This is a genomic window from Sulfitobacter sp. D7 (assembly GCF_003611275.1).
GTDB lineage: Bacteria > Pseudomonadota > Alphaproteobacteria > Rhodobacterales > Rhodobacteraceae > Sulfitobacter > Sulfitobacter profundi.
This window is the reverse complement of record NZ_CP020694.1, coordinates 921978-942509: the sequence shown is the minus strand read 5'-3', so window position 1 is coordinate 942509 and position 20532 is coordinate 921978. Positions and strand designations below refer to the sequence as shown.

Annotated in this window: 17 protein-coding genes; 1 reads left to right on the top strand and 16 read right to left on the bottom strand. The window is 61.4% G+C overall.

What is annotated here, in order from left to right; all coding sequences use genetic code 11:
- Positions 1–32: 32 nt before the first annotated feature.
- Both B5M07_RS04435 and B5M07_RS04430 read right to left on the bottom strand, forming a co-directional pair.
- The gene (locus B5M07_RS04435) at positions 33–1013 is read right to left on the bottom strand and encodes a TAXI family TRAP transporter solute-binding subunit (RefSeq protein WP_120350392.1); all 981 of its coding nucleotides are present in this window, start codon (positions 1011–1013) and stop codon (positions 33–35) included.
- Positions 1014–1300: 287 nt separating this feature from the next.
- Positions 1301–2287, bottom strand: a complete 987-nt coding sequence (locus B5M07_RS04430) for a zinc-dependent alcohol dehydrogenase family protein (protein WP_120350391.1) — start codon at positions 2285–2287, stop codon at positions 1301–1303.
- Positions 2288–2444: 157 nt separating this feature from the next.
- On the opposite strand from B5M07_RS04430, the gene B5M07_RS04425 reads away from it, so the two are divergent.
- Positions 2445–3350 carry a LysR family transcriptional regulator gene (locus tag B5M07_RS04425; protein WP_120350390.1) on the top strand — a complete coding sequence of 302 codons (906 nt, stop codon included), beginning with the start codon at positions 2445–2447 and terminating at the stop codon, positions 3348–3350.
- 18 nt (positions 3351–3368) lie between these two features.
- Here B5M07_RS04425 and B5M07_RS04420 read toward each other — a convergent pair whose 3' ends face one another.
- The 14 genes from B5M07_RS04420 to B5M07_RS04355 form a co-directional block, all read right to left on the bottom strand.
- Positions 3369–4082 (bottom strand): hypothetical protein, encoded by a 714-nt coding sequence (locus tag B5M07_RS04420; protein ID WP_254693958.1) that lies wholly within the window; start codon positions 4080–4082, stop codon positions 3369–3371.
- 47 nt (positions 4083–4129) lie between these two features.
- Positions 4130–4489 (bottom strand): response regulator, encoded by a 360-nt coding sequence (locus B5M07_RS04415; protein WP_067630899.1) that lies wholly within the window; start codon positions 4487–4489, stop codon positions 4130–4132.
- Positions 4486–6489 carry an ATP-binding protein gene (locus B5M07_RS04410; protein WP_120350389.1) on the bottom strand — a complete coding sequence of 668 codons (2004 nt, stop codon included), beginning with the start codon at positions 6487–6489 and terminating at the stop codon, positions 4486–4488. Before B5M07_RS04410 ends, B5M07_RS04415 begins: the two co-directional genes overlap by 4 nt.
- Positions 6476–7441, bottom strand: a complete 966-nt coding sequence (locus B5M07_RS04405) for a response regulator (protein WP_120350388.1) — start codon at positions 7439–7441, stop codon at positions 6476–6478. The genes B5M07_RS04410 and B5M07_RS04405 overlap by 14 nt, the downstream gene beginning before the upstream one ends.
- Before the next feature lie 4 nt (positions 7442–7445).
- Positions 7446–8861: a hypothetical protein gene (locus B5M07_RS04400; RefSeq protein ID WP_120350387.1), complete on the bottom strand. Its 1416-nt coding sequence runs from the start codon at positions 8859–8861 to the stop codon at positions 7446–7448.
- Positions 8858–10750: a glycosyltransferase family 2 protein gene (locus tag B5M07_RS04395; protein ID WP_120350386.1), complete on the bottom strand. Its 1893-nt coding sequence runs from the start codon at positions 10748–10750 to the stop codon at positions 8858–8860. Before B5M07_RS04395 ends, B5M07_RS04400 begins: the two co-directional genes overlap by 4 nt.
- Positions 10751–10756: 6 nt before the next feature.
- On the bottom strand, positions 10757–12700 hold the full coding sequence (locus tag B5M07_RS04390) for a cellulose biosynthesis cyclic di-GMP-binding regulatory protein BcsB (RefSeq protein ID WP_120350385.1): 1944 nt from the start codon (positions 12698–12700) through the stop codon (positions 10757–10759).
- Between the two features lie 12 nt (positions 12701–12712).
- Positions 12713–13048 (bottom strand): Hpt domain-containing protein, encoded by a 336-nt coding sequence (locus tag B5M07_RS04385; RefSeq protein WP_120350384.1) that lies wholly within the window; start codon positions 13046–13048, stop codon positions 12713–12715.
- A gap of 244 nt (positions 13049–13292) precedes the next feature.
- Positions 13293–15593 (bottom strand): xanthine dehydrogenase family protein molybdopterin-binding subunit, encoded by a 2301-nt coding sequence (locus B5M07_RS04380; protein WP_120350383.1) that lies wholly within the window; start codon positions 15591–15593, stop codon positions 13293–13295.
- Between the two features lie 4 nt (positions 15594–15597).
- Entirely contained in the window at positions 15598–16068 is a 471-nt protein-coding gene (locus tag B5M07_RS04375) for a (2Fe-2S)-binding protein (protein WP_120350382.1), read from the bottom strand.
- A 183-nt stretch (positions 16069–16251) separates the two neighbouring features.
- On the bottom strand, positions 16252–16998 hold the full coding sequence (locus B5M07_RS04370) for an SDR family NAD(P)-dependent oxidoreductase (protein WP_205570903.1): 747 nt from the start codon (positions 16996–16998) through the stop codon (positions 16252–16254).
- 39 nt (positions 16999–17037) lie between these two features.
- Positions 17038–18660: an ABC transporter ATP-binding protein gene (locus B5M07_RS04365; protein ID WP_120350380.1), complete on the bottom strand. Its 1623-nt coding sequence runs from the start codon at positions 18658–18660 to the stop codon at positions 17038–17040.
- Positions 18657–19496 carry an ABC transporter permease gene (locus B5M07_RS04360; protein WP_082849458.1) on the bottom strand — a complete coding sequence of 280 codons (840 nt, stop codon included), beginning with the start codon at positions 19494–19496 and terminating at the stop codon, positions 18657–18659. The genes B5M07_RS04365 and B5M07_RS04360 overlap by 4 nt, the downstream gene beginning before the upstream one ends.
- Positions 19493–20464, bottom strand: a complete 972-nt coding sequence (locus tag B5M07_RS04355; protein WP_120350379.1) for an ABC transporter permease — start codon at positions 20462–20464, stop codon at positions 19493–19495. The genes B5M07_RS04360 and B5M07_RS04355 overlap by 4 nt, the downstream gene beginning before the upstream one ends.
- Positions 20465–20532 lie beyond the last annotated feature (68 nt).

The window sequence follows — 20532 nt, the reverse complement described above, 5'->3', positions numbered from 1 at the left end:
GGGACGGCATGCAAGTTTGTCTAGGCGTTTGCTTAGTTACCGTAGATCATATCGTCGGAAATATCGGCATCCGCGTTCTCTTTGAACCATGCCGCCGCACCGGGGTGCCATTTCAGAACTTTGTTCTTGTCCCAGTTCTCAGGCAGGGAGGACGCAGCCGCCTTGTGAATGCCCTTCATCCGCTCATTGTCGGACATGACCACATCCACAGCCGCTTTGACGAAGGATTCCGGCAGATCGCAGTTGGCGATGGCGAAGTTCCACATGGAGACCGATCGCGCATCTGCTTCAAGCGTGGTGTAGGTGCTGGATGCGATGTCGAACTGAGATACCGGGAATTCTTCGAGCAGTTTGGCCTGCTCTTCCTCGGTGAACTCGATGATGTTCACGTCGGTCTGCACTTCCAACTGGCTGACCGCGGGCACAGGCACGCCTGCGGCAAAAGCGATCACGTCCAGCAGACCATCCTGCAACTGGCCACCCAGATCGGTCCAACCGCCGTTGCGGCGCTCATATTCCACGCCGAGCGTGTCCATCATGCGCGGGAAATAAGTGTCAGAAGTGGAGCCTGCCGGGCCAAAGCCGATCTTGGCGCCTGCCGGAATGTCAGCCACGGTTTCGATGCCCGAGGACGCAAGCGCAGTCACCGAGAAAGGTGTCTGGTACATCGGGAACATCGCGCAGGCTTGGGTCATTTCCAGACCGGGTGCGATGGGGTTGGTGCCAGCCAGCGATTCCGCCGCCGGACCCATCGTGGTCATGCCGAAGGCCGCCTCGCCGGTGTGGACCAGCGCCATGTTCTGCATCGGGCCGCCGGTGACTTCGCCGCCGCCTGTCAGGCCCAGTTCTTTGGCCACGAGGTTCGCCCAGCCGGAGCCATAGGCGAAGTAGGTGCCGCCTTGGCTGGCTGTGCCGACGGTAAAGCTGCTGGGCCAGTCGGATTTATCAACGTCCTGAGCGGCGGCAGCGCCTGCCAGAATGGTGCTTGCAGCGAGGATTGCGGTGAATTTCATGTCTCTCTCCCTTGGTTGCTCTTAACGGGCGTCGGCACAGGGTGCCGCGCGCCGCTGCTGTATTCAGCTTGCCCGGCCAATTAACTGTACTCTGACATGCAGAGGCAAGACCGAATTTACCGCCAAGCGCGAGATGAGGAAGAAAGAGGCAGGCTACCGTTAGGTCAAAAACGATTTCCTTAGCGCTCGCCGCCCACCCTCCCTCTTCAGAGGGAAAGTTAGGGCAGCAAACAGTCCCTACCCCGCCGCAAAAGATACGCGGCGGGGCGGGAGGATTTCGGGCCGGGTCAGACCTCAATCACCACCTTGCCGAGGGCCTGCCCGCTTTGCAGCCGCGCATAGGCCTCGCCAACTTGGCCCAGATCAAAGGTCTTTTCGTCCAGCAAGGGTTTCACCGCGCCCTCATCCACCAACGTGGCGAGGTTGCCAAGGATCTGCCCATGTACCGCGCGGTTCACGTCGTGCAGCATCGGCAAGAGCATGAAGACCACGTGCAGGGACAAGCCGCTGAAGTGCGCCGGGGTCAGGTCGATTTCCGAAAGGGCCACGGTTGTCACCACATGGCCGTTCAGCGCAGTGGCAGCGAAAGAGTTGGTCAGATTATCCCCGCCGACGGTGTCAAACACTGCATCGAACCCGCGACCCGCGGTTTGCCCGGCCACATAATCTTCGATTTTCTGGGTCTTAAAGTCGATGGCCCGCGCGCCATAACCTTCGATCACCGCAAGCTGGTCATCCCCGGTACCGGTCGAAGAAACCTCGGCCCCCAGATGCCGGGCCAGTTGGATCGCCAGATGACCCACGCCGCCTGCGCCGCCTTGGACGAGCACCTTCTGCCCGGCCCCGACGCCCGCCCGGTGAAGCCCTTCCCAAGCGGTGATGCCCACCAGTGGCAGGGCAGCCGCCTCGCGCATCGGCAGCGATTTGGGTTTATGGGCGATCAGCCGCGCGTCGGCGCGCATGAATTCGGCCAAGGCCCCTTGCAGATCAGCCAACCCACCGGCGCAGCCATAGACTTCGTCACCAACAGCGAAACCGGTGACGCCTTCGCCCAGTTCTTCGATAATCCCGGCGAAATCCATGCCCAAAACGGCAGGCAGATCGGGCGACAGGGGCAGGTCTTTGCCCGCGCCCTTGATCATGGTGTCGATGGTGTTCACGCTCGTCGCTTTGACGCGCAGCACCACATGACCGGGGGTGGCCAATGGGCGCGGCAGTTCGGCTTCGACAAAGGGAGCATCAGCGCCGTAGCTGGTGAGGGTCATAGATTTCATCGGTCTATCTTTCGTTGAATGTTGCGTTGAGGCAGATATAGACCAGCGGGATACGCCAGATAATCCAGCGGGAGCTAAGTTCATTTTCTTGATATTGAATACAATATAAGCCACCTGTATGCTGGCCCTGCGGATAGCCCGCAGCAAGGACAGCCCCATGGACATCGACAACCTGCGCCTTTTCGTCATGGCTGCCGAACGGCTTAACATTTCGGCCGCCGGGCGCGCCTTGGGGATGGCCCCTGCCGTGGCCAGCGCGCGTTTGGCCAAGCTTGAACAGGAACTCGGGGTTGAGCTTTTGCGTCGCACCACGCGAAAGGTGTCGCTGTCGCTGGATGGGTCCGACTTTCTGCCCTATGCGCGGGAGATACTGGCGCAGGCCGATGCCGCGCGGGCCATTCTGGGCGGGACCAAGGCGGGGCCGAAGGGCATTTTGCGCTTCGCCGCCCCCAGCAGCTTTGCCCAACGCCATATCATGCCGTTGCTGCCAAAGTTTCACGAAACCTACCCTGAGTTGACCCTCGATCTGCGCCTCTCCGACACCCGATTTGACGCGATCGAAGGCAGTTTCGACCTCGCCCTGCGCAGCGCGCCTCTGACCGACAGCAGCCTGCGGGGGCGCAAGCTGGCCGATGACACCCGCGTTCTCTGTGCCGCGCCGTCCTATGTGGAGACCTATGGGATGCCGGACAGCCCTGCCGATCTACGGCGTCATCACTTTATCGCATGGGGCGATCTTGAACCGCGCGCGTTGATCGGGCCGGAAGGCGAGGCCGCCACGTTAAACCCCAGCGAGATGACCTGCCGCGTCATCATGGACGATGGCGATGCCCAGCGGGAAGCGACACGCGCGGGGGCTGGCATCTCGGTCAATTCGCTGTGGAGCGTGGCGGATGAACTTGCCTCGGGCCAGCTGCTGCGGCTGCTTCCGGGCTGGCGGATGAATGACCGCTCGGTGCTTTGGCTGGTCTACCCGCGCTCGAACGTGCTGACCCCCAAGACGCGGTTCTTCATCGACTTTCTGATTGCCCACCTCGGCAACCGCCCCGATTGGCGCGATTGAGAGGGCCCGGCGTGCGCCCTAGAAGCTGTGCCAAACCCCGACTTTGACCTTGGTCACGCTATCGGTGAATTCATGGGACAGGCCGAACTCCAGAAAGCTGTTCTCGGACACTTTGACCACATGCGAGGGCGCGAAGGCCAATGTCTCATCGCCGTCAGAGGGGGCCGCGAATTCCAGCTTGAAAATCGACAGGTTGCCATTGGCGTGGTTGATGCCAAAGGAACTGTCGATCTTGCCCAGACCTTCGCCGTCTTCGTAGAGGGCATAAGTGCTTTCCACCCCCAGCCAGCCGCTGCCCCATGCGCCCGACACCGGGCGGCCCCATGACAGGCCGGGCCGCAAAGCCGCCACCGCGCTGCCATCGCGCTCGGCCCAGCCAAGACCAAGTTCAGCGGCGAAAACGTTGTCCCCCTCAGGTGCCCCCAATGGATAGCGCAAAAAGGCGATGGCGCTGACCTGACCGGCGTCTCGGCTTTTGCCGATGTCGAGACCGAAGGTCAGTTTCTCGGTGACACCGTATTCATAGTAAAACGCGCCGTAATCGCCGAAGTCGGGGCCATCTACCGTCGTTTCATATGACAGCGTTACAAAGCTTTTGTCCTCGCCCCGTGGCCAAGCCGCCGAAGTCACCTCGCTTGCCGGCACGGTCAACGCCGCAAAGGCCGAGAGGAAGACGAGGCCGGACCATATGCGCCGCGTGGATTGTGTGGGCATCTGTGCTGTTTTGGGCATGATAAGTTCCGCTTAATCAAGGCCGCGAGGGGCTGCGCGATGAGGTATTAGGCGATCGACCGAATGAAATCCGCCAGCTTTAGCGGTTTGAACGGTTTGTGCAGAATGTAGTCGGCCCCAAGGGCGCGAAACTTCTTTTCCGATTCCGGCGAGGTTTTGGCGGTGCACATCACGATCTTCGTGTCGTCCAAATCCGCATTGGCCCGCGCACAGCGCAGCACCTCCATGCCATCGGGGGGTGGCATCATCACATCCAGCATGATCACGTCGAAAGACTGGGTTTCCATCGTGGCAATCGCGTCCAGCCCGGTGGCCGCGAATGTCGGTTCGATGTCATCTTCGGTCATGATCGCAAACTCGATCAACTCGCGGATGTCATCCTCGTCATCGACGAACAACACTCTCATGCCGCCCCCCCCTGCTCGGACGTGGCACCAGTATCACGGGCGAACCGCACGTAGAATGTTGTGCCGGGGTTTTCGTCTCCGTCTTCTTCAGAGCGCGTCTCAAAGCTTATATCGCCATCTTGTCGCAACACCAACTCCCGCGTGATGGCCAAACCCAGCCCCGTGCCATTCGCTTGGTTTTCGCGAGAATGCACAGGGTCAGCGAACCTTTTGAACATACGATCATGCGCGGATCTAGGGATGCCCGGCCCCGCATCGCAGACATAGAACGTGACCCATTGGTCGTCCACCTCGGCGCCGATTTTTACCGTCCCGCCGCGCGGCGTATATTTGACCGCGTTCGAGATCAGGTTGGAAAAGATCTGCTGCATGCGCACGGTGTCCACCTGCACATAGGCCTCTTGCGCCGCGTTTGGCCCTGCATGGATGTCGAGTTGCACATCGCGGTTCACCCCATAGCCGGTGTTGGCGGCAATCGCCTCTGACAGCACTTCCGACACCGCGACCCGCTCGGCTTGGATGCTGAGTTGGCGTTGGTCGATGGCCTGAAGGGTCAGGATGTCATTGACCAGCACCAAAAGCCGGTCGGCGTTGCGGGTGGCCATCGACAACAGTTTGCCCGCGTTCTTTGGCATGGTATCGCCAAAGCGGTCATGCAGAATTTCAAGCGACCCGGCAAGGGATGTAAGCGGCGTGCGCAATTCGTGATTGACCGAGGTAACAAAGGCCGTGCGCGCCGCCACCAGACGCTCTTCGGCAGAGATATCCTGAAGCACGTTATAGGCGATATAATCCCCATGCAGATGCAGTTTCATCACCCGGCATTGCACCGCCACACTCTCGTTCTCTGCCGTGGGGATCTGAACGCGGTGAACGGCCACGTCTTCGTCCATCTGCGAGAAGGGAGGGACCATGCCGCGCAGCTTTTGAACGGCATCGATATCCGATGAGACGCCCATCAGTTGCCGCGCCTTGCGGTTGGAGCGGTGCAGCTTGTTGTTGTCATTGTAGACGATCAGCCCGTCGCCGACATTCTCGAAAATCGCGTCGAATTCGCTCTGCGCCACACGAATGCGCTCGCGGTCACGCTCGGAATTGCGCAGGGCCTGCGCCAGTTGGGTCGACTGCCGTCTGGCGCGGATCGCGGCGTTGATCACCGTCAAGAACAGGATCGTCGCAAGGCCCGCAAACGCCACCGTGCGCTGCCAATAGCTTTGCATGACCGCCGCTTTGCTGCGCGTCACGTCGATATAAAGGTCAAGCGCCGGGATCTCCTTGCGCGCGCGGAACACCGGCGTGTCGGGGTCACGCTGGGGCCGCCCCGAGGCAAAGGCGCGCTCTCCGTTGGAGGTCACCACCTCGACGTACATGTCCTGTTGCAGCCCGTCCAACCCGAGCAGCTGGGAGTAGTAGTCCTCGCCCAAGGACGACGCCAGCACCCCGCGCGGTTGACCGTCGATGCCGATCAAGGGCCATGCAATCGGCGTCAGCCGCCGCCCTGTGGCGCGCGATACGATAGGCACCCCGACCGTGTATTCATCAACATCGAGCCCGATCGCTGCCTGAAAATAGGCCCGGTCCCCAAGGTACTGCCCCATCAGAGGTTTGATCGTGGCCCAAAGCACGACCCCATCCGCACCGATCAGCACCAGCGCATCGACCTGTTTGGTCTCTTGCACGGCGGAATTCATCAACGCGCCATATTGCGCTTCGAATTGATCCGGGTCGCTCAGACGCGCGGTCGACAGCTCGTCGATGAGCCCCCACATCCGCACATTCGCAACCGAAAGGGAGGCATCGACCGCCTGCTCATAAAGCTCTGCGAAATGCTCCAGCTCCACTTCCGCGCGGGTCGTGGCGCGGTTGTAGTCGGACCACGTGAGAAACGCGAGCCCAACGAAATAGATCAGAACGACCGTTGAGATCAGTCCCCAAAACAGGGTTTGCGAGCGTGAGGAAGGCTCCGCATCGACTTTGTTGGTGGGCTCAGTGCTGACCATTCCTTGGCAGATGTCCTATATCGTTGGCGGCAAGGCAGATTGTGCCCGTCGCGCCTGTTTTTCCAGCACTTTCGACGCCCTGAATGCCCCGCGCAAGCGACGTGGCGACAGCCGCGTCGGAGGGCGGTACGACACAGGCACTGACGCTCAAAGGACGGGATGTCCAGCCTTCTTTCACAGAGGCCGACGCCTCTGCCACGGCAGAGATAAACTGCTGCGCCCGCGCTTCAAGCTGCGCGTGATCGGCATGAAGCGAGCCGTAGACGAACAGGTCATCCTCCCAATGGGAAAAACCGTCCCGTGCGGGGATATCGACCTTGCCAAAAAGCCCAGCCACAAGGCGCTGAAGCTCTTGCCGCTGGCCACGCGCCGCGTCTGATTGATCGCGGTCACCGTCGATCCGAAACACGATCAGGCCAAGGTCTTTTTGCATCGCGGGGGACAACGACATGAGGCTGCCCTGAAAGCCGCCCTTGCTGCCAAAAAGGCTGGGCACCGTGGCCTCTGAGAAGCTCTGCACGGCGCGGCGGCGCGCGCCCCGGTTTTCGCCCGACCGGCGGCGGTCCAACTCTGATTTCAAGCGCAGGCAACTGCGCATTCGGGCCTGAAGCTCGATCTGGTTGAAGGGTTTGGTGACATAGTCATTGGCCCCCGCCATGAAGGCTTCGGAAAGGGAGCCCATATCTGTCCGGCTGGTCAGCATAATGATCGGCACATCGCTCCATCTGTCTAGGGCGCGGATACGGGCACATAGTTCGATACCATCGATATCGGGCATCATTATGTCCATCAGGATCAGGTCTGCGGCGGCCTCATCGCTTTCGATCGCGTCAAGTGCCGCGCGGGGATCGATGAAGCTGACGACATCGTCGAACCCAAGCTCCGAAAGCGTGGCATTGATGAAATCCTGCGCGATGTCCGAGTCGTCAACTGCGATAATTCGTGGGCTCATGATTTTAATTCCACTCGTTAATTCTTTCAAAAACAAGCCATTGGCTGTTTTGAAAAACCTCCTCATACCCCGGCAGCTGCGATAGTCTCAGCTGCGGGAACCTGCGCAGAATTCTGTCTGCTGTGATCTGCCCCTCGGCCTGCCGCGGGACGACGATATAGTTTGTCCGCGGCACGCCCCCCTCAAGCGCCCAGTCGTAGGCAGGCTCTCCGGCGATCACCAGCCGGTCTATATTCCCCAAACCGACCACGATCTGGGGATTTTTTTCAACATCTACCATAATTTCAGACTTGTCGCGCAAGAATGAAACAACTTCCTGCGTGGGGCGCGACGCTGCGTTCTCTTTCCCAAGCATTGCATTGGTCCAAACGCGGGTTTCGTTATGGGCGACATGGCGCATGACAAGCGCAGAGGTCAGCAGCGACAGCGCCATCAGGGTGATGGCAATGGGTTCGCGCAGTGGCAGGTTGGGCCAAAAGCGGATCGCGGCGACCAAGACGCCCAGCATGGGCGCCAGCGCCATGGCCGGATCGCCTTCGACGTGGAAGAATGTGTTCAGCGTATACCCGCCCAGCACAGCGCCTACGGCGGCCAGCAGCGGCATGAACAGCCGCGGGATCAGGATGTTGCGCAGGATCGCGACAAAGGCCGCGGGGCCAAGCCCGGCCAGAATGACCAAATGCTCGCGCAGGGTCAGCGGCGTCGCGGTTTCCGACAAAAGCGGGACAAGGCGGCTGTCGAAGATCATGCTGACAAACATCAGCGACCCCACGGCGGCAAGCACCGGATAGAACATCGCCACAAGATACCCCGTGGAAGAGGCCGCAATCATGCTGGGCCGCGCCGCCACGATCATGAAGGGCATCGCCCCCAGGCAGAGCATCAGACCGTAGCTGTCCGAAAGCGCCACCACCAAAAGCCCCACGGCCACCTTCATCATGTCGGGCGCGTTGCCGGTCAGCCGCAGATTAACGATGCCGCGCGCGAACAACCATGTGCCCAAGATACAGAACATCGTTTCAGGCCCATCGGCCAAGGCGCGTAAGAAAAAGGGGTTCAACGCCAGCAGAAGCACGACCAGAGCCGCAGTCACACCCGAAAACTGACCCGTATCGCGCAGATTGAGGAACCACATAACCAGCAGCCCCGCCCCCACCAGCGCAGAGAGCACGAAGGGCACTGGCACCTGTGTGTCAGGCAAGATCGCCTGCCCCAACAGCGACAGCGCATAGGGTACGGGCGGATAGAAGGCATCCGTGGCCTTGAACTGCACCGGCCCGTCGATCTGCACGATGGACTTGGCCCAAAGGTCGGTCACATCCATCGACATAAAGCCATGCGCCTCGGTCCAGCCAAGGCTGAGCAAGAGCATCAGCGCCAGCACGACAAAGCCAAAGGACCAAGAGGCGGCGCGGATCATTGCGTGGCCTCCGTCGCTTCGGCGCTGGCTTCGGCGACCTCATTGGCGGTGTGTTTGGACAGGCCGTGCTGGGTCTTCTCCCAGTAGAACGGGTTGAAGATCAGTTGCGACAGCGCCTTGTAAGAGGCCACGGTCATCAACACCCAATAGCCCACCACCGTAATCCCCCAAGGGGCCAGATCGGTCCATCTGCGCCGGAAGGGCGCGACCATCGTGAGGTAGATCAGCAGCCCATTGCCCGCCAAAAGGTTGACCAGCGAAAGATACAGCACCGGCAGCGGGAAATAGGGGGTGATCACCTCGGTCCCGAAGATCAGCCAAATGGCAAAGATCGACCAGAACACCGGGTTCAACAGGCCCGACAGCACCGTGCCCCCGATGAAGAAGATAAAGCCAAAGACCCCCGCACTGCCGACCGATTGCCACAGGTGAATCGGTCTGCGGCTATGCACAAGGAAGGTCTGCATATAGCCCTTGATCCAGCGCGACCGCTGGCGCACCCAGTTCGGGATCGAAACATTGGCCTCTTCAAAGGTCGTGGAATCGATGACGCCGACGCGGTAGCCCTTTTGCGTCAGACGAATGCCCAGATCGGCGTCTTCGGTCACGTTGAAGGGATCCCATGCGTTCAACTCGCGCAGCACATCCATGCGGAAGTGGTTCGAGGTGCCCCCAAGCGGGATCGGCACGCCCAAACGCTCCAACCCCGGCAGCATCAGGTCGAACCACAGCGAATAGTCCAGCGTGAACATCCGCGTCAGCCAGTTTTCCCGCGCGTTGTAATAGTTCAACCGGCACTGGATGCAGGCGGTATTGGGCGCGGATTGGTTGAAGGCGGCGATGACCTTTTTCAATTGATCCGGCTCTGGCTTGTCCTCGGCGTCAAAGATCACGAGGAAATCGCCCTGCGCATAGCGCAGCGCAAAGTTGCAGGCTTTGGGCTTGGTCTGCGGGTGGGAGGCCGGGACGCGGATGATCTCAAACACGCCTTCGAGGTCCAGCTTGCGCGCCGCGTCGATCGTCTCGTGATCACCCTCTTCCAGCACGATCTTGATGTCGAGCTTGGCCAGCGGATAGTCGAGGTTGCGCAGCGCTTGGGCAAGGATCGGCAGCACCTCAGGCTCGCGGAACATCGGCACTAGCACGGTATAGATCGGCAGGTCTTCGTCGCGCAGCAGCGATGCCTCAGCCGCGATGGCCCGCGATGAGGTCTCCTGCGCGGCACCGCCCAGCCAGACAAGCAGCGCCTTGAACAAGAAGTTTCCGGTGTAGAAAACGGTCAGAAAGACGTTCAGCACGATCAGCGTGGCCACCGGCGCAAAGGCCAACCCCAGCAGAAAAGCTGAGACCAAGAGATAAATCACTAAAATCTGCGGCGGGGTCACCACGTTCTGCGCAGACATATCCGGGTCAAGCTCTGCCAGAGCAAAGACCGCTTCATGGGAATGTTTCTCCCGGAAGGCGCGTTGTAGCTGCCATGACACATCGAAATGCGATGCCACGACGATGGTCACGCCGGTGCCGTAGACCTCGCGAATGTGCAGCAGTGTGCGCGGCCCGGGCCGCGAGGTGGCCACCGTCAGGGTGCCATCCTCTGCCCGGCCAATCGGCACCGTCATAAACTGGTTCATCACCACCGGATCATACCGCCGGATCAGATCATCATCGGCGCGGTCTTCGATCAGATCGACCAGCGTCAGCCCATGGTAAAAGGCGATCTCCCGGTAGAGTGTCTGCGTGGTCAGCCAGCGCCGCGACAGTAGGACCTTGACCAGAGAGACGTTCCAGTCTTCGGCCAAATCCTCTGCCGCGTCGAGCTGTTCAGCCGTCAGCGCACCACGGTCAAGCAGCAGCGAACCAATGGCTTCGCTTTCGGCATCCAACGCCACGGCGGCTTACGTCTCGTCTTTGCCGCGGCGGGCGCGGTAGACGCGCTGGAAGACGATCAGCACAAGCAGCGTCACCAACACCCAGATGCCCCCAACGATCCAAGGGCGGTACTTGGCCAACATCTGCGCAAGGCTGGTGCGGTCAGGGTAGACGACATCAACAAGCGGGCTGCGGTCAGTGGCAGTGGCAAGGATCACCCCGTCCTGCCCGATGAGGGCCAGATCGCCCCGGTCCAGCATCATGGGCCGCTCGGGCGTCAGTTCCGGTGCCGGGCCGTTGCCCGGACGCAGCCACAGACCACGGGTATCGCCACGGGTGACGATCTGCACCACACCAAGGCGCGACAGATCTTCGCCCGAATAGATCAAGTTGTCTTGACGGTCGCGTAGCTCAATGCGGCCCTGATCAAATGTGATCAGCGGGTCGCCATCTCCGGGGTTTTGCTCAGAGATCACAAAGAAAGGCTCGTCCCCTTCAAGCGCGTCAACCGAGGCGCGGGGCAGGATGGTGGCACGGTCCGGGATCACACTGCCCGCAACGCCTGCGAGCCACGGCAGTGTTTGCGCGAAATCCAGCGATAGATCGGGGTCAAGCACGACCTGAACCCCATTGCCGAACTCTTGTCGCAGGGCAAAGAAATCCTGATCCTGCGGCGCGGCATCGGAAAGCAACAAGGCGCTGCCAGGCAGGATCTGCGCCGGATAGCCCTGCGGTTTGAACCGGCATTCGCCGCCCGTGGGCTGACGCTGGATCGACACGCGCAGCAGGTTGTCGCGCCCCAGCAGGCCGCTGGGCACAGAAAAGGTCAATTGCTCGGGCTTGCCACTGCCAAGCGGGCGGTTGCCCAAAAGCGTGTCATTCAGAAAGACCGAGGCCGTCGCCCCGCGCCCTTCGGGATCAAGCGCTGCGGCCACATGCAGGTTAACACCGGCCACGCCCTTGCCCGCCGGAAGATCCGAGGACTGGAACGGAACAAAGAAGTCTTCGGTCGAGACCACGGCGCGCGGGGTGAGATCGGCCTGCAAAGCAGAGAGCGGCAAGCGGTCATCGAACAGAGCCTGAGCCCCTGCCACATCGACCACGGTCGCATCCGTGTTCGACAGGGCCGACCATTCCGACATCATCTGCCACAGCCCCACCTGCGGATCACTGCCGCGCAGGGTCAAGACCGGCAGGCCCGTTTGGGTGTCCACGGCCATCTCACTCGCCACGCCAGAGGCAGTCACGTCAAGCTGGATGACACCTTCGGACCATGCGCCCGCCGGGCTTGCCGTTTCCTCAGCAAAGGTCAGTCGCCCTGCCTCGGCGTCAAACAACGCCGCGGCGCGGGTCGCGGCAGCCAGAGCGGCGAGGGAATCGTTTCCGTTGATCGCAAGGCGCGTATTCGCAGGACGCAGCCCCGCGAAGGCAGCCGATGTGTCGATTTCCGAGGGGTCCAGTTGCAACGTCACGGAAGACGCCGCCGTGATCTCAAGGAAATCCCCCGAGGCACGCTCGTCCACACAGACGCGATCACTAAGGGCGCCGGAATAGGACAGGCCCACGGCGATAAACCCGCCAGAGACGTCTTCGGGGCTGAGCGGCACGGGCAGGCTCAGGCGCCCTGCCCCATTCGGCAGCGCCTGCGAAGTCACGGGGCGGCCCGCGACCGACACTTGCAAATAGCGGTCCACCTCGGTGGTAGAGGCGTGTTCAAGCTCTAGCTGCAAACTGCCCGAGTTCAGCGCATCCGCGTCGGGCAGCGGAATATAGATCGTCGCATTTCCAGACAGTTGGCGGAAAGAAATGCCGTTTTGAAACCCAAGCTCCGCCAGATCGAAGGTCCGTGCGATCAGCCCCTCTTGAACCTGCTCCGCGGGGGCACGCGCCGCGTCCTCACCCGTGGTCGTTTGAGCGTGAACTTGAAACGGCAGCAAGGCCGCCAACAAACCAATTGCGGGATACTTCATGGAAAGGCTTTCTTAGATATTTTCGACGACGCTATTGGCATCGGCCAGAGCCGTCTCAATTATACGAACATCATCGGCTGACAAGGGCGAAGAGGACTCATCGGCATCTTCGGCGACGCGCAGCCCCTTGCGCAGACAATCTTCAATCTTAAGGTATTCCAGCATCGCGGCGTTCCCGGCCAGATCGTGCAGCATGCGGTGGACCTTGCGCGCTTTCGTCTCGCGCGGATCGGCCCCGTCCGTCTCGCGCAGTGCGTCAGAGACGGCCTGCAGGCGATCCGGGATCCCTTCGATAAAGCGTTTTCGCGTGGCGGCAACGCGCTGCTCATATGTCTCGGTAGGTGCCACAGATTGTCCTTCGTACCAGCCCGCAACCGGGCATAGATCGCGCGTTTAGATTATTGTTCGAAACCTGTCAGAATTATGGCGTGGAGGGTAAATCCCCACGTTTTTAAGAGAGAACGCGCAAAATTTGGGCCGTTGAATTTGGGCAGTCTCTGTGCTGCCCGCCGAATGCACCCCCCGCTCAAGACGACGACGCCCCCGGCCAAGATGAAAGACGGGCGCGGCATGTCGCGCCCGTCTCTTGGTATCAGCTTTCCAGCGCCGCGAGGACCGCATCAGCGGTGATCGGCAGATGCCGTACCCGCGCCCCGGTGGCGTTGAAGATCGCGTTGGCAACCGCCGGCGCGATGACTGTGGTGCCCGGCTCGCCAAGACCGACGGGCGCTTCCGTGCTCTCGACAAAGGCCACTTCGATGTCCGGCACATCAACCATCCGCAACGGCGTATAAGACCCGAGGTTGAGATCAACGACATTGCCGTCTTCGATCCGCGTGCCCTCATGCAGAGCCATGGACAGGCCCCAGAGCGCCGCGCCTTCGCATTGCGCGCGCGCCCCGTCGGGGTCGACCACGGTGCCACAATCGAAGGCCAGCCACATCTTCTCGACAGCGACCTCGCCCGTTTCGGCATCCACCGCCAGTTTGACCGCGGCTGCGGTCCAAGTTGGCATGGTCCGCGACTGACCAAAGGTGGTGGCGATCCCGATTGCCGTGCCCTCAGGCAAGTCGGTCTTGCCGTAGCCTGACATCTCGGCCACGCGCTGCAAGACAGCCGCCTGACGCGACGCACCGCCAACCGCATTGGGCGCAGAGCCCGCGTTGATGCCTTCGGCCTTCAGGTGATCCAAACGGAACTGCAACGGATCGGCATCGACCTTATGCGCGGCCTCGTCCATGAAGCTTTCGACAGCAAAGTTGGTCCAGCCCGGCCCGACCGAGCGCAGCCAACCGGGACGGAAGGTCGCATTCGCCAGATCGTTGGAGATCGCCCGCACGCGGTGCGCGCCCACGCTGTACCAGTGATCCGCACCGTCGATGGCAAAGGGATCATAGGGTTCTTCGTTGACACCTTTGGGCATGAAACCCGGTGCCATCACCTGTGTCGGCCAACCGGCGGCGGCGTGGTGTTCCATGCCCGTGACGGCTTTGCCATCGTCAAACGCCATGCGCAATTTCTGCACCGAAGGCGAGCGAATGCTGTCAAACTGGGCGTCTTCCTCGCGGGAGAAGACCAGTTTCACGGGCTTGCCCACAGCCTTGGACGCCAGCGCTGCAGGCACGATATAGTCACCGTTCAACCGGCGGCCAAAGCCCCCGCCCAGCATGTAGCTGCGCATCACGATCTTATCGGCGGGCACCTCCAACGCGACGGCCAGCGTCGGCAGGATCAACGACTGCCACTGGTTGCCCGCGTGAGTTTCCCAGACGCCATCGGCGTTCTGGAAGACGGTCGCGTTCACTGGCTCCATCTGGAAGTGCAGCACGGATTGCGTGGTGTACTCGGCCTCAAGCGTCTCGGCAGCGGCGTCGAAAACGGCGCTGGTTTCGGGCTGTTCAGTGTGCAGGATCGACCCGGCATCGCTTCCGATCAACTCGCGCGAGCGGGCTTGAATGTCATCCTCGGACACATCAGCCGTTTCGCCTGCGGTCCAATCGACGCTGATCTCATAGGTGGCCATCCGCGCGGCGTGGAGCGTTTTGCCCAGCACCACAACCCAGCCCGGCACGGTGCCCGAAGGGTCATCCAGCACCACGGTCTCAAGGTAGCCATTGACCTCTTTCGCGGCGCTGTCATCGACTGAATTGACCTTGGAGCCATAGCGCGTCGGCGGCAGCATCGGCACGCCGTAGACCATGCCATCGACCTTGGCATCCAAGCCATAGATCGCCTGACCGGTGGTCTTCGTATCCAGATCAAGAGGATGCACGTCTTGGCCCACAAGGCGCAGATCGGCATGGGGTTTCAACGGCAGGGCTGCCAATTCGTCTTCGGTAAAGCTCCGGTCGAGCCCTTCGGCCACCAGATCGCCGTAGCTGATGCTTTGCGTGCCATCGGTCACAGCACCGTCGCGTGCGGTCAGGCCAGAGGCATCAACGCCCCACTTGGCCGCCGCCGCTTCGATCAGCGCAGTCCGCCCGGCAGCGCCTGCCTGACGGTAAACCGACCAGCTTTGCCAGATCGACCAGCTGCCGCCGGTGACCATCAGGCCCCATTTCTCGGCTGAATCCACATGGGTGATGTGCACATCTTCCCACGCGACTTCCAGCTCATCGGCCAGAATACGCGCGATGGCGGTGCCGACGTGCTGGCCCATTTCGGCGCGGATGATGTTGACGTTGACCTGACCGTCGGCGTCGATCCAATACCACATCGACGGCTCGAACGGCTGGCCGTTTGGCATGATCGGTGTGCCATCTGCCACAGCGGGGTTCATCGCGGCGTTCGACGCCTGTGGGAAGCCAAAGGCAACGCCAGCGGCGGTCATGGACACCAGAAACCCACGGCGGGTCATTTGCGATTGATTGTCGGAGCCTTTCAGGCGGGACATCAGATTAGCCATTGTCGGAGCCTCCCATTGCGGTGGCGGCGTCGCGCACGGCTTGGCGAATACGGGGATAGGTCATGCAGCGGCAAAGGTTGCCGGTCATCACCGCGTCGATGTCTTCGTCGCTGGGGTTCGGCGTGTCTTGCAACAGCGACGCCGCCTGCATGATCTGACCCGACTGGCAGTAGCCGCATTGCGGCACGCGCAAGTTGCGCCACGCTTCTTGAACGGGGTGATTGCCCTTCTCGTCCAGCCCTTCGATGGTGGTAACCGACAGGCCCTCTACATCCCCGAGATAGGTGATGCAGGACCGTGTGGCGGTGCCGTCGATATGCACGGTACAAGCGCCGCAGGCACCGATGCCGCAGCCAAACTTGGTGCCGGTAAGACCGATTTCATCGCGGATCGCCCACAACAGGGGCATGTCCGGGTCTGCGTCGACAGAGATCTGCCGCCCGTTCAATTCGAATTTTATCATGAAGTGATTGTCCCTTGGGGTATGCTTTGCCTGAGGTGAGCGCGCGTATAGCTGCCCTGACGTGAGGGGCTGTACATAGGTCTAATGCCCGGCAATGACAGCCGCAGACTGCCCCGATCACGGAATTGTCAGACCGGGCACCCGCGCGCAGATCCCGGCCTTAGGGTAGCTCCTGCGCGCGTCTTAGACGTGCTGCCCGCCATTGATCTCAATCTCGGTACCCGAGACATAAGAGCTTTCTTCGCTGCATAGAAAATAGATCGCCCGCGCAACTTCTTCGGGCTGGCCAAGGCGGCGCATGGGAATGCTGCGCACGATCTTATCGGTACCTTCGCTCAGGATTGCCGTCTCCACCTCGCCCGGTGCGATTGCGTTGACCCGCACGCCGAGGGGGCCAAAATCATGGGCCATCTCACGGGTCAGCGCAGCAAGCGCCGCCTTTGAAGTGGCATAGGCCGCCCCGGCGAAGGGATGCACCCGCGACCCGGCGATAGAGGTCACATTCACCACCGATCCGCGCCCGGCAGAGAGTTCATCCTGAAGCCCCCGCGCCAGCACCACGGAGGCAAAGAAATTCACATGAAACACCTGCCCCCACGTCCGCAGATCGGTGTCGAGCGTGCTGAGCCGCGCGCCATCTTCACCCTTTGGCGAAATGCCTGCATTGTTGACCAGCGCATGCAGCGGGTTACCGTTCAGCAGCCGCTTGACCTGCGCGACCGCCTCAATCGTCTGGTTCGGGTCGCTGAGATCGACCTGCACATGATCCTGCGCCCCACCGGGCCAAGGGCATTCGGGCGAGAATGCCTGACGCGAGCAACCGATCACCCGCCAGCCCTTGCCCGCGAAAGCCTTGGCCGTGGCATGTCCGATGCCCCGGCTCGCCCCTGTCAAAAGCAGCGTCTTTTGGTCGTGAACCGCAGTATCCATCGCTTGATCCAAATCTGGCATAACGCCTGAAATAGCGCCCTAGTCGGCAGCCGCCAGCGCGCGTTCATAATCCTGCCCCGGAATAGCGTCGAGCAGGCTGCGCGTATAGGCGGTATCGGGATCGTGCAACACTTTGCTGACCGGCCCGGCTTCGACGATCTGGCCCTTTTGCATGACGATGATCCGGTCGCAGATCCGCGCCGCGACCCGCAGGTCGTGGGTGATAAAGAGCATTGATAGGTTCAGCCGGGTCTTCAACTCGGCCAGCAGATCAAGCACCTGCGCCTGAATGGATACATCGAGCGCCGAGACGGCCTCATCCGCGATGATGATCGACGGCTCTAGCGCCAGCGCGCGGGCGATGCCGATACGCTGCCGCTGCCCGCCTGAAAACTCATGCGGGAAACGTTTCATCGCGCTTTCATCTAGTCCGACGAGCTCGAGCAGTTCACGCGCCTTGGCCTTTGCCTCTTTAACCGGCGTGTCATAGGCGATCAGCCCTTCGGTCAGGATACGCGAGACACGGGCGCGCGGGTTGAGCGACGAGAACGGGTCTTGAAAGATCATCTGCAACTTGCGCCGCTGCGCGCGCAATTCCGCGCCGGACATATGGGCGATGTCGACGTCATCCATCAGCACCCGACCCCCATCTGGATCGAGCAGACGCACCAGACAACGCCCGACGGTGGATTTGCCCGAACCGGATTCTCCGACGATGCCGATGGTTTCACCTGCGTAGAGCTCAAAGCTCACGTCTTGCACGGCTTTCACCACGCGGCGCTTGCCAAAGAGCGTGCCAGAGCCGGTCGAAAAGGTCTTTTGCAGCCCTTCGACCTTGAGCAGCGGCGCGCGCTCTACCTGCTTGGGCGCGTCGGTCTGGGTCAGCCGGGGGATCGCGTCGATCAGGGCGCGGGTGTAGGGGTGCTGGGGTTTCAGCAGCACCTCTTGGGCCGGACCAGCTTCGACGATTTCGCCCTTTTTCATGACGATGACCCGGTCGGCGATATCGGCCACCACGCCAAAGTCATGAGTGATGAAAATGACCGCCATGCCACGCTTGCGGCGCAGGTCTTCGATCAGCGTGAGGATCTGCGCTTGGGTGGTAACATCAAGCGCCGTCGTCGGCTCATCCGCGATCAGGATATCAGGCTCCAGCGCCAAGGCCATCGCGATCATCACCCGCTGCCGCTGCCCGCCCGACAGTTGGAAGGGATAGGCCCGGATCGCCGCTCGCGGGTCGGGAATGCCGACCTCCTCCAACAGTTTCAACGCCCGCGCACGCCGTTCCGAGCTGTTGAGCGCGCCATGCGCCTCAAACACCTCAGCGATCTGCGCGCCGATCCGCATCAGCGGGTTCAGCGCGCTGAGGGGTTCCTGAAAGATCATCGAAATGCGGCTGCCGCGCAGCTTCAACATCTCTTTCTCAGACAGGCCGAGGATCGACTGGCCGTCAAAGGTGATGCTGCCCTTGTCGGGTTCAACACCTTGCGGCAGCAGCCCCATCACCGCATTGGCCGACATGGATTTGCCCGACCCGCTTTCGCCAACGATGCAGAGGATCTCCCCCGGTGCGAGGTCAAAGTTGATGTCTTTGGCGGCATAGAGCCGGTCCGCCCCCACGGGCAAAGCGATAGACAGATCACGGATGCTAAGCAGGGTCATTCGGATTTCCTCGTCAATCGCGGGTTCAGCGCGTCGTTCAGGCCCTCGCCGATCAGGTTCAGCGCCAGCACGGTCAAAAGGATCGCCATCCCCGGCAGGAACGACAGCCACCATGCGGTGCGGATCACAGTCCGCGCGGCCCCGATCATATAGCCCCAAGACATGATGTTCGGATCGCCCAGCCCCAGAAAGGACAGCGAGCTTTCCAGCAAGATCGCCTGCGCCACCATGAGCGAGGCCAGCACGATAATGGGCGGCAGCGCGTTGGGCAGGATGTGGCGGGTGATGATCTGAAGGTTGCCGAGGCCCGACAGGCTTGCCGCCTCGACAAACTCGCGGGTTCTGAGCGACAGCACCTCGCCCCGCACCAGACGCGCCACCGGGGGCCATGACACGATGGAGATCGCGATGATCACGAAAGTCAGGCTGGGCTGAAAGATCGCCAAGAGCACGATCGCCAAGGCGAAGCTGGGGATGGTCTGAAAGAACTCGGTAAAGCGCATGAGCGCATCATCAATCCGCCCCGCGAAATACCCCGCCGCCGCTCCGACCGGCACCCCGATGGCCAACGCCACGATGGTCGAGACCAGCCCGACCAGCAGGCTCACATAAGCGCCATGGGCCAGCCCTGCCAGCACATTGCGGCCAAGCGCATCTGTGCCCAACATCAGCCCGTCTTGGGTAAACGGCGGCAGGAAGGGACGCTGCACCATTTTCCACGGGCTTTGCGGGAAAAGGATGGGCGCGAGGATGGCAGCGGCCACGACGAAGGTCAGGATGACCAGACCAATGACCGCGCCCCGGTTATAGCTAAAACGTTTCCAAAAGCTCATCATGTTGTCAGCCTTATCCGCGGATCAACAATGACATAGATGACATCCGTGATCAGGTTGAACAGCAGCACCATGGCCGCCGAGATGTAAAAGACCCCAAGGATCACGTTGTAATCTCGCTGGTTGATCGCCTCGAACATCAGCCGCCCGATGCCGGGCCATGCAAAGACGGTCTCGGTCAGGATCGCCCCGCCAAAGATCTGCCCCGCCTGAAGCCCGGCCAGCGTGATGACCGGCAAAAGCGCGTTGCGCAGGATGTGGCGCCGCTGGATCACGCCGCGGGTCAGCCCCTTGGCACGGGCGGTTTTGACGAAATCGAGCCGCGACACTTCCAGCATCGAAGCTCGCGTCATGCGCATATAAATCGCGGTAAAGAACAGCCCCAAGGTAGAGGCCGGGAGGACGAGGTGTTTGGCCACGTCCAGCACATGGGCCATACCGGTATAGCCCGCGCCAATGGTCGAGTAGCCAAAGCCCGGCAACCATTCGAGCCAGACTGAAAACACCAGCGTCGCCATCAGCGCCACCCAGAACAGCGGCGTGGCATAAAACAGCAGCGCGAAGGTCGAAATAAGCGTGTCACCCCACCGCCCCTGCCGGGCCGAGGCCGCGACACCGGCGGTCACACCCAAGACCAGCGACAGCACAAAGGCCACGCCGGTCAGCAAAAGCGTCGCTGGCAGACGGTCGCCGATCATCTCGGCCACCGGCATCTGCTGGCGGAAGGAATAGCCCAGATCAAGCTGCACCGCGCCTTTGATATAGAGCCAAAGCTGCATGTAGAGCGGTTGGTCCAGCCCGAAACGCGCCCGCAGATCTGCAAGGAATTTCTCATCCGCCGCCCCGGCTTCGCCCGCCATGACCGCCGCAGGGTCACCCGGTGCCGCATGGATCAGCAGGAAATTGAAGACAAGGATCGCCAGCAGGATAAACACCGCCTTGACCAACCTGCCCAATATGAAACGTATCACGCTATCCGCCCCGTGTTGTTCTAAGATCCGCCCGAGCCGCCGAAACGGCTCGGGCCTTGAGCGTTGTC

Bases quoted from the DNA above. Each gene is read 5' to 3' on its own strand.
- B5M07_RS04435 (WP_120350392.1), bottom strand. From the start codon at position 1,013: ATGAAATTCACCGCAATCCTCGCTGCAAGCACCATTCTGGCAGGCGCT.
- B5M07_RS04430 (WP_120350391.1), bottom strand. From the start codon at position 2,287: ATGAAATCTATGACCCTCACCAGCTACGGCGCTGATGCTCCCTTTGTC.
- B5M07_RS04425 (WP_120350390.1), top strand. From the start codon at position 2,445: ATGGACATCGACAACCTGCGCCTTTTCGTCATGGCTGCCGAACGGCTT.
- B5M07_RS04420 (WP_254693958.1), bottom strand. From the start codon at position 4,082: ATGCCCAAAACAGCACAGATGCCCACACAATCCACGCGGCGCATATGG.
- B5M07_RS04415 (WP_067630899.1), bottom strand. From the start codon at position 4,489: ATGAGAGTGTTGTTCGTCGATGACGAGGATGACATCCGCGAGTTGATC.
- B5M07_RS04410 (WP_120350389.1), bottom strand. From the start codon at position 6,489: ATGGTCAGCACTGAGCCCACCAACAAAGTCGATGCGGAGCCTTCCTCA.
- B5M07_RS04405 (WP_120350388.1), bottom strand. From the start codon at position 7,441: ATGAGCCCACGAATTATCGCAGTTGACGACTCGGACATCGCGCAGGAT.
- B5M07_RS04400 (WP_120350387.1), bottom strand. From the start codon at position 8,861: ATGATCCGCGCCGCCTCTTGGTCCTTTGGCTTTGTCGTGCTGGCGCTG.
- B5M07_RS04390 (WP_120350385.1), bottom strand. From the start codon at position 12,700: ATGAAGTATCCCGCAATTGGTTTGTTGGCGGCCTTGCTGCCGTTTCAA.
- B5M07_RS04380 (WP_120350383.1), bottom strand. From the start codon at position 15,593: ATGTCCCGCCTGAAAGGCTCCGACAATCAATCGCAAATGACCCGCCGT.
- B5M07_RS04375 (WP_120350382.1), bottom strand. From the start codon at position 16,068: ATGATAAAATTCGAATTGAACGGGCGGCAGATCTCTGTCGACGCAGAC.
- B5M07_RS04370 (WP_205570903.1), bottom strand. From the start codon at position 16,998: ATGGATACTGCGGTTCACGACCAAAAGACGCTGCTTTTGACAGGGGCG.
- B5M07_RS04365 (WP_120350380.1), bottom strand. From the start codon at position 18,660: ATGACCCTGCTTAGCATCCGTGATCTGTCTATCGCTTTGCCCGTGGGG.
- B5M07_RS04360 (WP_082849458.1), bottom strand. From the start codon at position 19,496: ATGATGAGCTTTTGGAAACGTTTTAGCTATAACCGGGGCGCGGTCATT.